The 14,396-nt window shown below is 62.6% G+C and carries 17 protein-coding genes and 1 riboswitch; of the genes, 2 read left to right on the plus strand and 15 right to left on the minus strand.

What is annotated here, in order from left to right:
- Positions 1-7 precede the first annotated feature (7 nt).
- The 13 genes from LOY69_RS21840 to cobO all read right to left on the minus strand — a co-directional run bounded on the left by LOY69_RS21840 (position 8) and on the right by cobO (position 10,714).
- Positions 8-130, minus strand: a complete 123-nt coding sequence (locus LOY69_RS21840) for a hypothetical protein (RefSeq protein ID WP_262925023.1) — start codon at positions 128-130, stop codon at positions 8-10.
- The gene (locus LOY69_RS21845) at positions 127-1,329 is read right to left on the minus strand and encodes an MFS transporter (RefSeq protein ID WP_123394150.1); all 1,203 of its coding nucleotides are present in this window, start codon (positions 1,327-1,329) and stop codon (positions 127-129) included. Before LOY69_RS21845 ends, LOY69_RS21840 begins: the two co-directional genes overlap by 4 nt.
- Before the next feature lie 52 nt (positions 1,330-1,381).
- Complete coding sequence (locus LOY69_RS21850; RefSeq protein WP_102880542.1) at positions 1,382-1,786, minus strand: MarR family winged helix-turn-helix transcriptional regulator; 405 nt, start codon at positions 1,784-1,786, stop codon at positions 1,382-1,384.
- 70 nt (positions 1,787-1,856) lie between these two features.
- Positions 1,857-2,588: an adenosylcobinamide-GDP ribazoletransferase gene (locus LOY69_RS21855; protein ID WP_265073585.1), complete on the minus strand. Its 732-nt coding sequence runs from the start codon at positions 2,586-2,588 to the stop codon at positions 1,857-1,859.
- 1 nt (position 2,589) lies between these two features.
- A complete protein-coding gene (locus LOY69_RS21860; protein WP_102880544.1) occupies positions 2,590-3,165 on the minus strand; it encodes a histidine phosphatase family protein in 576 nt (191 codons plus the stop codon).
- Positions 3,162-4,217, minus strand: coding sequence for a nicotinate-nucleotide--dimethylbenzimidazole phosphoribosyltransferase (cobT, locus tag LOY69_RS21865; protein ID WP_110594688.1), 1,056 nt, complete (start codon positions 4,215-4,217; stop codon positions 3,162-3,164). Before cobT ends, LOY69_RS21860 begins: the two co-directional genes overlap by 4 nt.
- Positions 4,214-4,735, minus strand: coding sequence for a bifunctional adenosylcobinamide kinase/adenosylcobinamide-phosphate guanylyltransferase (cobU, locus tag LOY69_RS21870; protein ID WP_102880546.1), 522 nt, complete (start codon positions 4,733-4,735; stop codon positions 4,214-4,216). Before cobU ends, cobT begins: the two co-directional genes overlap by 4 nt.
- Before the next feature lie 35 nt (positions 4,736-4,770).
- Complete coding sequence (locus LOY69_RS21875; RefSeq protein WP_265073586.1) at positions 4,771-6,222, minus strand: cobyric acid synthase; 1,452 nt, start codon at positions 6,220-6,222, stop codon at positions 4,771-4,773.
- Positions 6,219-7,211: a threonine-phosphate decarboxylase CobD gene (cobD, locus tag LOY69_RS21880; RefSeq protein ID WP_265073587.1), complete on the minus strand. Its 993-nt coding sequence runs from the start codon at positions 7,209-7,211 to the stop codon at positions 6,219-6,221. Before cobD ends, LOY69_RS21875 begins: the two co-directional genes overlap by 4 nt.
- Complete coding sequence (cbiB, locus tag LOY69_RS21885; RefSeq protein ID WP_123394146.1) at positions 7,204-8,112, minus strand: adenosylcobinamide-phosphate synthase CbiB; 909 nt, start codon at positions 8,110-8,112, stop codon at positions 7,204-7,206. Before cbiB ends, cobD begins: the two co-directional genes overlap by 8 nt.
- A complete protein-coding gene (bluB, locus tag LOY69_RS21890; RefSeq protein ID WP_265073588.1) occupies positions 8,109-8,759 on the minus strand; it encodes a 5,6-dimethylbenzimidazole synthase in 651 nt (216 codons plus the stop codon). The genes cbiB and bluB overlap by 4 nt, the downstream gene beginning before the upstream one ends.
- Entirely contained in the window at positions 8,752-10,092 is a 1,341-nt protein-coding gene (locus LOY69_RS21895) for a cobyrinate a,c-diamide synthase (RefSeq protein WP_102880551.1), read from the minus strand. The genes bluB and LOY69_RS21895 overlap by 8 nt, the downstream gene beginning before the upstream one ends.
- Before the next feature lie 10 nt (positions 10,093-10,102).
- Entirely contained in the window at positions 10,103-10,714 is a 612-nt protein-coding gene (gene cobO, locus LOY69_RS21900; protein WP_102860750.1) for a cob(I)yrinic acid a,c-diamide adenosyltransferase, read from the minus strand.
- A 79-nt stretch (positions 10,715-10,793) separates the two neighbouring features.
- A riboswitch (cobalamin riboswitch) is annotated at positions 10,794-11,027 on the minus strand.
- Between the two features lie 170 nt (positions 11,028-11,197).
- Between cobO and LOY69_RS21905 the strand changes: the two genes are divergently transcribed.
- The gene (locus LOY69_RS21905) at positions 11,198-11,779 is read left to right on the plus strand and encodes a hypothetical protein (RefSeq protein ID WP_102880553.1); all 582 of its coding nucleotides are present in this window, start codon (positions 11,198-11,200) and stop codon (positions 11,777-11,779) included.
- Between the two features lie 70 nt (positions 11,780-11,849).
- Positions 11,850-13,169: a PQQ-dependent sugar dehydrogenase gene (locus LOY69_RS21910; RefSeq protein ID WP_265073589.1), complete on the plus strand. Its 1,320-nt coding sequence runs from the start codon at positions 11,850-11,852 to the stop codon at positions 13,167-13,169.
- A gap of 2 nt (positions 13,170-13,171) precedes the next feature.
- Here LOY69_RS21910 and LOY69_RS21915 read toward each other — a convergent pair whose 3' ends face one another.
- Positions 13,172-13,834: a class I SAM-dependent methyltransferase gene (locus LOY69_RS21915; RefSeq protein ID WP_265073590.1), complete on the minus strand. Its 663-nt coding sequence runs from the start codon at positions 13,832-13,834 to the stop codon at positions 13,172-13,174.
- Positions 13,835-13,856: 22 nt separating this feature from the next.
- Positions 13,857-14,390: a C40 family peptidase gene (locus tag LOY69_RS21920; RefSeq protein WP_092311761.1), complete on the minus strand. Its 534-nt coding sequence runs from the start codon at positions 14,388-14,390 to the stop codon at positions 13,857-13,859.
- Positions 14,391-14,396 lie beyond the last annotated feature (6 nt).

The raw sequence follows: 14,396 nt of genomic DNA on the forward strand, positions 1-14,396 counted from the left end.
TGCCCACCTAGCAAGCACCCATGCCCAACTGCATCAGCGCCAGCCCGCCGCGATGCCATCCCCACCAGGCCAGCCACAACAGCACAATGCCGAAGCCCAGGCCGGCACTCCAACCCAGCCATGACTTCACGCTGCACTCGCCTGCAAGCGCGCCACCGGCCGCTCGCGCACCGGCCAATTGAGAGCCGCGGCCAACAGACTGAGAAGAATCGCCACCTGCCAGATCAAGTCATAACTCCCGGTACGGTCATACACCACGCCCCCCAGCCAACCGCCAAGGAACGAGCCCAACTGGTGGAACAGGAACACAATGCCGCCAAGCATGGACAGGTTCCTGACCCCGAACAAGGTCGCGACCGTGCCGTTGGTCAAGGGCACGGTGGACAGCCAGAGAAAGCCCATGGCCATGCCGAACAGGTAGGCACTGGTCTGGGTCACCGGCAGCCACAGGAACAGGCCGATCACCACCGCACGCAACAGGTACAGACCGGTCAACAGCCGTGGCTTGGACATCCGCCCGCCCAACCAGCCCGCTGTGTAAGTGCCAAAGATGTTGAATAAGCCGATCAGCGCCAGCACCGTGGTTCCAACTGTCGCCGGTAGATGCTGATCCACCAGATAGGCCGGCAGATGCACGCCGATGAACACCACCTGGAAACCACAGACAAAAAAGCCGAACGCCAGCAACCAGAACCCCGAGTGAGAACAGGCTTCACGCAGGGCCTCGCCCAGGCTCTGTTCATGCCCCAGCACCGGCAGCGGCTTGTCCTTGAGCATGCTGACCAGCGGCACGATCAGCGCCACCAGCAGGCCCAGCACCAGCAATGCCGTCGACCAGCCCAGCCAGCCGATCAGCCCCAAGGTTCCCGGGAGCATGGCGAATTGGCCGAAGGAGCCTGCGGCACTGGCGATCCCCATGCCCATGCTGCGCTTTTCCGGCGGCAAGGCACGACCGACCACCCCGAGAATCACCGAGAAGGAAGTTCCGGACAAACCGATGCCAATCAGCAACCCGGCACTCAGGGACAGGCTCAGCGCCGAATCCGACAGCCCCATGAACACCAGTCCCACGGCATACAACACGCCACCGACCAGCACCACCTTGGCCGCACCAAAACGGTCGGCCAGGGCCCCGGTAAACGGCTGTGCCAGGCCCCAGATCAGGTTCTGCAAGGCAATGGCAAAGGCGAAGACTTCACGGCCCCAGCCGAACTGCGCGCTCATGGGTGGCAGAAACAGGCCGAAACCATGCCTAACCCCCAGCGACAGCGCCAGGATCAATGCGCTGCCGAGAAGTACCCAGCCGCAGGTGCGCCACATCGATGACATTTTTATTCTCCAGTTGCGGGTATATACCCGCTTGTAGTCGAACGAAGCGCCTTCAGGCGAGTTCGTTCAGCAAGGCCAACAAGGTTTCACGCTTCTCCACCCCAAGCCGATCGATCAGCCGCTGCTGGGCTGCTTCCCAGGCCGGCAAGGCTGCCACCAAGCGCTCATGCCCCGCCTCGGTCAGTTGCACCAGGCGGTTGCGCTGGTCGTCACCTTCCATCAACCGGACCAGGCCCGCAGCCTCCAGGACCCGCACATTACGCCCCAGCGTACTGCGGTCCAGGCCCATGGCGTCCGCCAGGCTGGAAATGCTCGGCTGATCGAGACGCAGCAGATTGTTCAGCAAAGAATACTGGGCAACGTTAATCCCGAAGCCGTCGAGGGCGCCGTCGTAATACCTGCTGACGCCACGAGCGGCACGACGCAGGTTGGTGCACAAACATTGAGAGGGAAGCATGATGCGTGTATATACCCGCTATTAATCCAAGGCAAGAAATTTCAGAAAAAGCAGCTACTGCAGACCTTGCTCAAATAAGCACCATCACCAGCAATACCGCCGTCTCCAGCAACTCCAGCAGAGCCCCCGCCGTATCGCCGGTAGTGCCACCCAGGCGCCGGATCATCAACTGGCGCAACCAGAAGAACAGCAACACCGCCAGCAGCACCACCCAAAGTCCGCTGTAGCCCCCCATCAGCAAACAGACCAGGACACTCAAGCCCAGCACCTGTCGCCCTGCCAGTGGTGGCAGATGATCGGCCAGCGCCTGACCCAGGCCACCCGCACGCACATATGGCGTGCAAAGGAACAACCCCAGCAATGAGGCACGCCCAATCAGAGGTGCCAGCAACAAGGCAACGCCCTGCTGCTGTTCGATCAGCGCTACCAGTGCAGCGAACTTGAGCAACAGCACCAGCACCAACGTCACCACAGCGATGGGCCCGCTCCGGGGGTCTTTCATGATGCTCAAGGTGCGCTCTCGATCACCGAAGCCCCCCAGCCAGGCATCGGCACTGTCTGCCAAACCATCCAGGTGCAATCCCCCGCTGAGCAAGACCCAGGCGCTCAGCAGCAACGCCGCGTGTAGCAGCAAGGAGGTGCCCGCGAGCACGGCGTCCAGCAACCACAACAGCACACCGAACAACAGCCCCACCAGCGGATAGAACAGCAATGAGCGCCCCAGCTCTTCAGGCTGAGGCATGCCCGGCAGGCGAATGGGCAGGCTGCTGAGAAACTGCAGGGCAATCCAGAATGGCAGCATCTCAGCCCTCCTCGCTCAATTGCCCCGTAGAGGCGACTTTCAAGCTGAACAACGCACCGTGGCTGACTTCCACATTCAGCAACTGCTCCCGAGGCAGCCCCCGCGCCCGGGCCAGCAACAGGCGCATCACCCCACCATGACTGATCAACAACACCCGCTGCCCGGCACAGTCCCGGTACAAGCCCTCGATCGCCCCCAGCACCCGCTGGGAAAAGTCCGCCACGGGCTCTCCCTGGGGCGGAGTAAAGCTATAGGGATCGGCCCAGAATCGGCCCAGATCATCGGCATTGGTTTCCATCAGCGCCGCTGCGCTCTGCCCCTCCCAGGCCCCAAAATGCAACTCCTGCACATCAGGCTGCAGCAGCAGGGGCAACTGCAACTGCGCAGCCAGTTGCTCGGCAAAACGCGAACACCGCTGCAAGGGTGAACTGACGATCAGATCCCAACGCCCGCGCCCCTGAACCCCGTCACGCATCTGTTGCCAGCCCCGCTCTGTCAGGGCGTCGTCCAGACTGCCACGCAAACCACCGCCCAGTTCGGTTTCACCGTGGCGCAACAGGTCCAGATACAGGGTCATGCCGGGCGGTCCGCCACGGCCGCCTCGGCGAAGGTCGCCATCTGCCCGTGCAGATCACAGGCCAGGCGCAGCAATGGCACCGCCAGCGCGGCACCGCTACCCTCCCCCAGACGCAAGCCCAGATCCAGCAACGGGTCGGCTTGCAGAGCGCCCAGCACATGCCGGTGCCCGGGCTCGGCCCCTTGATGCGCAAACAGCAGCCATGGACGGCACGCCGGATTCAGGCGCACCGCCACCAGGGCCGCGACACTGCAGATAAACCCGTCAACCAGTACTGCGATTCCTTCCTGAGCGCAGGCCAGATAGGCCCCCACCAACGCAGCCACTTCAAAACCACCGAGATTGAACAGTGTCTGCAAGGCATCGTCGCGGGACCGCGCATGCAGGGCCAAGGCCCGCTCGATGACCTGGGCCTTGTGATTGACCCCTTCGGCATTCAAGCCGGTGCCCGGTCCGGCCAACTGCGCCACCGGAATGTCCAGCAAGGCACAGGCAATGGCACTGGCGGCAGTGGTGTTGCCAATGCCCATCTCACCGCCGATAAACAGTTGGGCACCCTCGGCTCGGGCGCGCAACGCACTGTCGCGGCCTGCTTGCAGGGCCAGCTCACCCTGAGCCGGGGTCATGGCCGGCCCCTGGACAAAGTTCTGCGTACCGGCACCCAGGTTAAGGTGGCGCACACCCGGCAGGCTCAATCCTGGGGCCACTGTGCCCAGGTCCACCACCTCCAGTTGCGCACCCAGTTGCCGTGCCAGCACGCTGATAGCTGCGCCGCCGCTGACAAAGTTCAGCAGCATCTGCCCAGTCACTTCCTGCGGGTAGGCGGATACGCCCTCGGCGACCACCCCGTGATCCCCGGCGAAAATCGAAATCCATAACCGCTCAAGGCCTGGCTTGAGCTGTCCTTGCAGACCGGCCAGACGTACCGCCAAGGGCTCCAGTTGGCCAAGGGACCCAGCCGGCTTGGTCAATTGCTGTTGACGCGCCAGGGCTTGCTCGACCATCCGCGCATCGACCGCCTTGCACGGGTTCAGCCACCAGGAGTTACTCATAACGCAGTTCCTTTCAAAGTCAGGGGCAGGCCGGCCACCGTCAGCACCACACGCTGACAACGTTCGGCCAGGGCTTGATGCAGCCAACCGGCTTCATCCACGTAGCGGCGAGTCAATTCGCCCAGGGGCACGACACCCATTCCAGTTTCGTTGCTGACAAAGATGATCTCCCCCGGCAGCGTCGCCACACACTGCAACAAGGCCTCACGCTCGAGCACCAGGCGCTGCTCGTCCTCAAGCATGAGCAGATTGGTCAACCACAGGGTCAGGCAATCCACCAGCAGACAACGCCCGGTGCCAGCGGCCTGCTGCAGCACCCGGGCCAGCTCCAGCGGTTCTTCGATCAACCCCCAATGGGACGGGCGGCGCTGACGATGATGGGCAATACGTTGATTCATCTCGCCATCCAGAGGCTGGCTGGTGGCGATGTAGGTCACCTCAAGGGCGCTGTCGGTGGCCAGTTTTTCCGCCAGGCGACTCTTGCCGGAACGGGCACCGCCGAGAATCAGTTGCAGCATGCTTGAGCACCTTTGAAAAGTGAGTCCACCGCGGCTTACAGGCCACAGAGCTTGAGCAGCGTGGCGGTATCCAGATGACGCTCCACCAGATCCGCCAGACGCTCGATATCGCGTTCGCGCAAGGCGTGATAATCCACCTCCTGCACATCCTGCAGCCCCGCCCAGCGCAACAGCGCACCACAGGCTGCCGGAGTCTCGAACAGACCATGCAGATAGGTGCCGAGGATCTGCCCATCGACACTGCAAGCACCATCGCTGCGCCCGTTTTGCAACTGCACCGCAGGCTGCTCCAGGGCCGGGCCGCGAGTGACGCCAGCGTGAATTTCATAGCCACTGACCGGCGCATTCTCCAGGGTCAGGTTGCCGCTGACGTTACGCAGCTGTTTCTCTGCTTCGAGCACGGTCTCAAAATCCAGCAAGCCCAGGCCCGGGCTGGAGCCCGCCGCGCCCTCCAGACCCAGTGGGTCGTGCAACTGCTTGCCGAGCATCTGCAGACCACCACAGATCCCCAGCAGCTTGCCGCCATAACGCAGGTGCCGGGCGATGGCCCGATCCCAGCCGTTGGCTCGCAAATAGGCCAGATCGCCGCGTACGCTTTTCGAGCCGGGAAGAATGATCAGGTCGGCGGCGGGAATCACCTGCCCGGGGCCGATGAACTGCAAGTCCACCTGAGGATGCAGGCGCAACGGATCGAAATCCGTGTGATTGCTGATGCGCGGCAGCACCGGCACCACCACCTTCAGCACTTGCTCGACCTTGCCGGCCTGGCGCTGGTCGATGCCGTCCTCCGCCTCCAGATGCAGGTCCATGACATAGGGCAGCACACCAATCACCGGCTTGCCGGTACGGGCCTCCAGCCAGTCCAGGCCCGGCTGCAAAAGCGCCAGGTCACCACGAAAACGATTGATGATGAAGCCCTTGACCCGCGCCTGCTCGCTGGGCGAAAGCAGCTCCAGAGTCCCCACCAGATGGGCGAACACCCCGCCACGATTGATATCGGCAATCAGCAGCACCGGACAGTCCACCGCTTCGGCAAACCCCATGTTGGCGATGTCGCCAGCCCGCAGATTGATCTCTGCCGGAGAGCCGGCCCCTTCCACCATCACCACGTCATAAGCGCCTCGCAGACGCTCATGGGAAGCCAGAACCGCCTGCATGGCGATGGCCTTGTAGTCGTGATAGGCCACGGCATTCATGGTGGTGACGGCCCGGCCGTGAATGATCACCTGGGAGCCGGTGTCGCTGTTGGGCTTGAGCAGCACCGGGTTCATATCGGTGTGGGGTGCCAGGTTGGCCGCCTGGGCCTGGACCGCCTGGGCCCGTCCGATCTCACCACCGTCGGCGGTCACCGCACTGTTGAGCGCCATGTTCTGCGGCTTGAACGGCACCACGCTGACGCCCCGGCGCAGCAACCAGCGACACAGCGCGGTCACCAGCGTGCTCTTGCCGGCATCCGAGGTGGTGCCCTGTACCATCAGCGTGCTCATGGATAGTCCTTGCGATAAGCCTGCAGCGCCTGTTCCAGGCGCGCCCAATCGGCATCGTCGGCAGGCAGGCCGAAGCGCAGACTGCTGTTGTGGGCGAACAGCCGCAGGAGAATGCCGCGCCGCGCCATGAATTGATAAAGCCGCTCGGCCTCGGCGGTGATCAGCCATTGAAACAGCGCACAGCCGCCCTGAGGCTTGAAGCCGTAGCGCGCAAGAATTTCACTCAAGCGCTCGCTGGCCTCTTCACTGCGCAGACGTTGCCGGGCATGCCCCTCGACATCCCGCAGGCAAGCCTGCCCCAGCACCCGGGTCGGCCCGCTGACCGCCCAAGGGCCAACCTGCTCCGCCAACAGCCTGAGCAACCGGCGCTCGGCCAGGACAAAGCCCAGGCGTACGCCAGCCAGCCCGAAGAACTTGCCGAATGAACGCAGGACAATCAGCCCCACCTGATGGGCATGCCGGGCCAGACTCAGTTGCGGGGTGTTATCCATGAAGGCTTCATCCACCACCAACCAGCCACCGCGCTGGGCCAAGCGGGCATGCCAATCCAGCAGGCGCTCGGGCGTGAGGCTCAAACCGGTGGGGTTGTTGGGGTTGACCACCACCAGCACATCGAGGCTGTCGAGAAAGAAATCCACTTCCTGCTCCAGCACTTCACGCACCCGGTAGCCACTGCGCCGCCAGGCCTCGGCGTGTTCGGCATAACAGGGTGACAAGACCCCGACCTTGCCCGCCCGCCGCAGCCGCGGCAGTAATTGGATCGCCGCCTGGGAACCGGCCACCGGCAGCACCTCAGTCGCGCCGTAGTAGGCGCAGGCCGCCTGTTCCAGACCATCATCGGTTTCCGGCAGACGTGCCCAGGCACGCAGGGGAATGGTCGGCAAGGGAAATGGCCAGGGCGCCAATCCGCTGGACAGATCCAGCCAGGCCTCTTCGGCGATCCCGTGTTCCTGGGCCGCCTTGCGCAACCTTCCGCCGTGCTCAAGCATAGAATTCAGCCCCCAGGCACAAAATCAACAACCACAGCCAGACACCCCGCTGCACCAACTGCCAACCGCGATCGATGGAGTCGGCACTCGCCGGCTCGCCTTCGCCCAGTTGCGGACGCTGGTGCAACTCACCGTGATAAATCGCTGCGCCGCCCAACTCGACCCCCAGGGCGCCCGCTCCAGCCGCCATCACCGGACCGGCATTGGGGCTGTCCCAGGTCGGCCCCTGGCGCCACCAGCATTTGAGCGCCAGGCGGGTCTTGCCCAGCAAGGCATAGGTCAGGGCCACCAGGCGCGCAGGAATATAGTTGAGCAGGTCGTCGATTCGCGCCGCCGCCCAGCCGAAACGCTCAAAACGCTCGTTGCGATAGCCCCACATTGCATCCAGGGTGTTGCTCAGGCGATAGAGCACCACCCCCGGCGCACCGGCCACGGCAAACCAGAACAAGGCGGCAAATACGGCATCGCTGCCGTTTTCCAGCACCGATTCAGTGGCTGCCCGCGCCACTTCGGTGGCGTCCAGTTCACTGGTCTGACGGCTCACCAGAAAACCGACCCGACGCCGGGCTTCATCCAGGTCTTCACTGCGCAAAGCCTGAGCCACCGGCTCAACGTGCTCGCCGAGGCTGCGCAGGCCCAGGGCGCAATACAGTGCAATGATCTCCACCACCCAACCAATGTAGGGCAGCCAGGACAGGGCCGTGGCCAACAGGGTCAAGGGCAGCACCGCCAGTACCCAGGCGGTGACCCCATGACTGCGCCAGCCTCGGCCGGCGGCGTTGAAACGTTGCTCGATACGATCCGCCATACGGCCAAAGGCCACCAGCGGATGCCTGCGCTTGGGTTCGCCCAGCAGCGCATCCAGCGCCACCCCGGCGACACTCAGCAACGCCACACTCATTGACTCACTCCCCAGTAATTCTCATACAGCAACTCACTCAATGGCCGGGGTTGCGCCCACCCCTGCAGCGCCAGCATCGGCGCCGGATAGAACTCGGTAACCGGGCCCAGGCACAACACGGCCAAGGGTTTGGCACCGACGGGCAATCCCAGCAGGTCGGCCAGGGCCTGGGGCTCGAACAGCGAAACCCAGCCCATGCCCAGGCCTTCGCTGCGCGCCGCCAGCCAGAGGTTCTGAATGGCACAGGACAGCGAAGCCAGGTCCATTTCCGGCAGAGTGCGCCGACCAAAGACATGCCGCTCACGCCCATCCATCAACGCCGCCACCAGCACCTCGGCACAGTCATTGATGCCTTCAACCTTGAGTTTCATGAACTCGTCGGAACGCTCTCCCAAGGCCTCGGCAGTGCGCACCCGCTCCTCCTCCACCAACTGCTGGATTCGTCCACGTAACGGGCGATCGCTGATACGGATAAAACGCCAGGGTTGCATCAACCCCACGCTGGGTGCCTGATGCGCCGCCTCCAGCAAACGCCGCAGCAGCTCGGGCGCGACACTGCCACCGGCGAAGTGACGCATATCCCGGCGCTCGGCAATGGCGCGATAAACCGCCTCACGCTCCGCCGTAGAAAAATCCTGCTCACTCACCTACCGCATCCTCTACAGGCGTTGGCTTGCCAGCGCGAGCTGGCACGAACAAAGCCGCCACCGCCGCCGGGTTGGACGGAAAATAAAAGTGCACATAGGAGGCAGTCATCCGCCCATCGCGATACACCGCTTCCGCACCACGGCCACCATTGGGGCTGATGCCGCGGGCAATCGGCTCGAGTTGCGTGCTGGTCAGGGAATGATGATAGGTGTGACCACGCAAGCTGCCTTCCGGTAACTCCACCGCTTGCAAGGCCAGGGCCGCGAGGCGCTTTTGCATCACGGCATCACCGGGTAGCAGCCCCAAGAGATTGGCACGCTGCCCTTCGACGTCGGTCAGGGAGTCCAGCAAGTACAACATGCCGCCACACTCTGCGAGCAACGGCTTACCCGCACCATGATGGGCACGAATGGCACCCAGCATCGCGGTGTTTTGCGCCAGTGCCTGGTGGTGCAATTCAGGGTATCCACCGGGCAGATACAGACTGTCCGCCTCCGGCAGCTCAGTGTCATGAATCGGCGAGAAGAAGCTCAACTGCGCGCCCATCGCCCGCAACAGATCCAGGCTGGCACCGTAGGTAAAGGCAAACGCCTCATCCCGCGCCACAGCGATTCGCACACCGGCAAGCAAAGGCTCGCAGGGTACCGGCGTTGGTGCGGCAAAGCTCACTGCCGGCGGCAGTGCCACTTGGCAACTGCCGGCCAGGGCTTCAGCGGCAGCATCAAGACGCAGGTCCAGATCATTCAGCTCGCTGGCCTGTACCAGCCCCAAGTGGCGGCTAGGCAACTCGATGTCAGTCTCCCGGGACAAGGCACCGTACCAGCGCAATCCCTCAGTGAGGCTTCCTTCGAGCAACTGCGCGTGACGCAAGGTACCTACCCGATTGGCCAGCACCCCGGCGAACGGCAGGTCCGGCTGATAGCGGGCCAGTCCCAGAGCCAATGCACCAAAGGTCTGGGCCATGGCGGTGCCATCGATCACCCCCAGCACCGGGACGCCGAAATGCCGCGCCAGATCGGCACTGGAGGGCGTGCCATCGAACAGCCCCATGACCCCTTCGATCAGGATCAGGTCTGCTTCGCCCGCAGCCTCCCACAGCAAGCGACGGCTTTCCTGTTCCCCGACCATCCACATATCCAGCTGGTACACCGGAGCACCGCTGGCACGCTCAAGAATCATTGGGTCGAGAAAATCCGGACCGCACTTGAATACCCGCACCTTGCGCCCCTGGTTGCGGTGCAGGCGGGCCAGTGCCGCGGTCACGGTGGTCTTGCCCTGGCCGGAAGCCGGTGCGGCGATCAATACCGCCGGGCAATGACGAACATCGGTCATGAATTCACACTCACAGCTCAACACCTTTCTGCGCCTTGATACCGGCCTGGAACGCATGCTTGACCATGCCCATTTCAGTGACGGTATCTGCCAGCTCGATCATCTCCGGCTTGGCGCCGCGGCCGGTCACCACCACATGCTGCATGGGTGGCCGAGCCTGCAGATCACTGAGCACCTGGTCCAGATCCAGGTAGCCGTGCTTGAGCGCGATGTTCAACTCGTCGAGTACTACAAGACCAATCTCCGGGTCGCTCAACAGCTCCCTGGATACGGCCCAGGCCGCTTCGGCCGCAGCAATGTCGCGCTGGCGATCCTGGGTCTCCCAGGTGAAGCCCTCACCCATCACGTGAAACCGCACCTGCTCTGGAAAACGCCGGAAGAACAACTCTTCCCCGGTGCTGTTACGGCCCTTGATGAACTGCACCACACCACACTGCATACCGTGGCCCATGGACCGCGCCAGCATGCCGAAGGCCGAACTGCTCTTGCCCTTGCCATTGCCAGTCAGCACCAGCAACAGGCCACATTCGTTGGGCGAGTTGGCGATGCGCTCGTCGATCACGGCTTTCTTGCGCAACATGCGCGCCAGATGGCGCTCGTCACGATCGGGGGATTCACTCATGGGGCAGCTCTCCGTTGGGGCTGGGGAACGGCGGGCAGGAAAAGAAAGAGACGGCGCTAGCCTGGCATCGCCCACCGTGATGCCGTTGGATGGATCAGGCCGGTCTCCGGGCTCATGAGGGGCATCGCTGCCGGGCTGCGCGCCTTCCCATGTCATCGACACAGTGGCATGTGGCACAGCCTTGACTCATCTACCGTTGCGGGGGCAGCGCCGGAATCGTTGCCGTGTCCATCGCTGGAACAGGCCCTGACCGGCTTCCCTGTTTCACTCTGTCGACCGTGGGCCACAGAGCACCTGAAACAAGTCGCGAAGGTTAGAGGGTTGGGGGTGGAGCGTCAATTAAAGCCAGCCGTCGCACACCACACAAAACTGCACTGCATCAACAAACTGACGCCAATCTTGTGCCACACTCAGAGCAGTGATATCAAAAAGCCATAATTCAGGACCCAAGGTCCTGCCGCACAACAATAAGGAGTGAGCTCGATGCAAGGCATGATCATCAGCAATCCAAAGCTGGAATTCCTGCGCCCGATGCTGGAACGCTGGTTCGATTGCATTGACCGCTACAACGCAGTCCGCGGCGATAGCGAAACCCCGTACTGGTTCGATGAAAAGGCCAACCTGGGATTACTTTCCGCGGCTGCCTGGATGGCGGAGATGATCAGCCTGGAACACAGCCCCAGCAAGAAGCAACAGGAAGACGGCGCCCGCAACGCTCGTACCGACCTGTACCTGGCCACCAAGGACGAACGCGCCTATATCCAGACCACTCAGCGCTGGCCGCGGGTCAACAGCCTGCACCTGACCCAGCCATTGCTGGACATTGCCAGTGATGCCAGAAAGATCAGCTACCCCAGCGACCTGAGGCTTGGCTGCCTGTTTGTCGCCCCGCAAAAAGCCCAGCACAGCGCCTCTCCCGAAGAACTTCAGGACATGCTGGACGAACTGCAAAAGGAGCACTGCTGCGCCGTAGCCTGGTACTTCCCCTACGCCTACCGCAAGCTGCACAACGAAAGCGGCCACTACCATCCGGGGATTGCCGTACTGTTCAAGGAGGCCCGCTGATCAGGCGGAACCATCGAATGGCTATGCTCCTCTATGACTACGACGTTCGTGCACTCATAGGGAAATCAGCATGCTCAAGCTTCAACACACCTTGCTTATCGCTATCGCCGCCGGCCTCACCGCCTGCGGCGAAACCTCAAGCCTGCAAGTCTCGGACGGCACCGGACCGAACCCCAAACTGCCGCAGCCCAATCCCACGCTGATCCCCACGGTCAATATTGCCCCCGCCATCGGCTGGCCCGAGGGCGCAAAACCCACGGCAGCAGCCGGCACACAGGTTGCCGCCTTCGCCGAAAACCTCGACCACCCACGCTGGCTGTATGTATTACCCAATGGCGATGTATTGGTAGCTGAAACCAATGCACCGCCCAAGCCGGATGACAGCCAGGGCATTCGCGGCTGGATCGCCGGAAAAGTGATGGGCCGCGCCGGCGCAACCGTCCCCAGCGCCAATCGCATTACCCTGTTGCGGGACCAGGATCACGACGGCGTAGCAGAAACCCGCAGCCTGTTCCTGGAGAACCTCAACTCACCCTTCGGCATGACCCTGGTGGGCAACGATCTGTATGTAGCGGACACCGACAAGCTGCTGCGCTTCCCCTATCAGAACGGTGACACCCACATCAGCGCAGCTCCCACCAAGGTGCTCGACCTCCCCGGCGGCACCCTCAACCACCACTGGACCAAGAACGTCATCGCCAGCAAGGACGCAAGCAAGCTGTATGTCACCGTCGGCTCGAACAGTAACGTTGGGGAAAATGGCCTGGATAAAGAAGAAGGCCGTGCAGCCATCTGGGAAGTGGATCGAGCCAGCGGCAAGCATCGCCTGTTCGCCACCGGCCTGCGCAACCCCAACGGCCTGGCCTGGGAGCCGGTCAGTGGAGCGCTATGGACCGCTGTCAATGAGCGCGACGAGATTGGCAGCGATCTGGTTCCGGACTACATCACCTCGGTCAAGGACGGGGCTTTTTATGGCTGGCCCTTCAGTTACTACGGGCAACACGTGGACGTGCGGGTCAAGCCACAAAACCTCGAACAGGTGAGCAAGGCAATCGCCCCGGATTATGCCGTGGGCCCACATACGGCTTCACTGGGCCTGACCTTCGCCGAAGGCAGCAAACTTCCCGCGCCCTTTACCGAAGGTGCCTTCATCGGCCAGCACGGCTCCTGGAACCGCAAGCCCCACAGCGGCTACAAGGTGATATTCGTGCCTTTCCGTGCAGGCAAACCCCAAGGACAACCGATCGACGTACTCAGCGGCTTTCTCAATGCCGATGAAAAAGCCCTGGGACGCCCGGTCGGGGTAGTCATCGATCAGCAAGGGGGGCTATTGGTCGCCGATGACGTCGGCAACAAGATCTGGCGGGTATCCGCCGCCAAAGCGCCCTGAGTTCAGCGCTTGCGGCACAGGGTCAGGCCATCCCCCAGGGGCAGCAGTGACAAATCGATGCGCGAGTCATCCTTCAAGGCGCGATTGAGCGCCTGGATGGCTCGGGTATCCTCACTGGCGGCATTCGCCTCCAGCACTCGCCCGCTCCATAGCGTGTTGTCGAACACCGCCAGGCCCCCAACTCGCAGCAAACGCAGGGCAAACTCCAGATAGGCCGGATAATTGGCCTTGTCCGCATCGATAAAGATCAGATCGAAAGACTCAAGCTGGCCCGCCTGCTCCAGGCCAGCCAGGGTCTGCAGCGCGGGCGCCAGGCGCAGGTCAATACGCTGGTCGACTCCCGCATCCTTCCAGTAACGACAGGCGGTGGCATTGTAATCGCCGGGAATATCACAACAGATCAACAAACCATCGTCGGGCAGCGCCTGGGCCATGCACAAGGCGCTATAGCCGGTGAAGGTCCCGATCTCAAGGATGCGGCGAGCACCGATCAGCTTGACCAGCAGCGCGAGGAACTGCCCCTGCTCCGGCGCCACCTGCCAGCGCGCATTGGGCAGCGCCTGGGTTTCGTCACGCAAACGACGCAATAAGGGCGTCTCACGCAGTGAAACGTCCAGCAGGTACTGATAAAGGGCATCGTCGAGGTTGAGGGTACGAGCAGTCACGAGCACCTCGACCGGAGAAGGGTTATGGATTGTGCGCCAGATGTTCCGGCTGCAGTACACGCTTGGCGCTCAGGTAGGCCTTCTGCCAATAGGCTTTGGACAGACTGTCGAGCTTCACGGTGCCACCTGTGGCCGGGGCGTGCACGAAACGCCCTTCGCCAACATAGATCCCGGCATGGCTGACCTGAGAACCGCCATTGGTGGCGAAGAAGATCAGGTCACCGGTCTGCAAGGCATTCTTGCCCACATCCGGCGCCTGCATGCCGATCATTTCCCGAGTCGAGCGCGGCAAGGAAATACCCGCCGCATCACGGTAGACATAACCAATCAAACCGCTGCAATCGAATCCGGAGTCCGGTGTATTGCCACCCCAGCGATAGGGCGTGCCTACCAGACCCAAGGCGCGAAACAGCACGTCTTCGGCAACCGGAGAAAAGGCCTGGGAGGAATTGAATACCGGAGCACGTACCACAGGCGCCGGAGGCGGTGTACGACTGGCGCAAGCACTGAGCAGTGCAGCGAGGGCAATAAGCGCGAAACGGGCCGAGGTCGACATAAGCTG

Source organism: Pseudomonas sp. B21-059, assembly GCF_026016285.1.
Taxonomy (GTDB): domain Bacteria; phylum Pseudomonadota; class Gammaproteobacteria; order Pseudomonadales; family Pseudomonadaceae; genus Aquipseudomonas; species Aquipseudomonas danubii.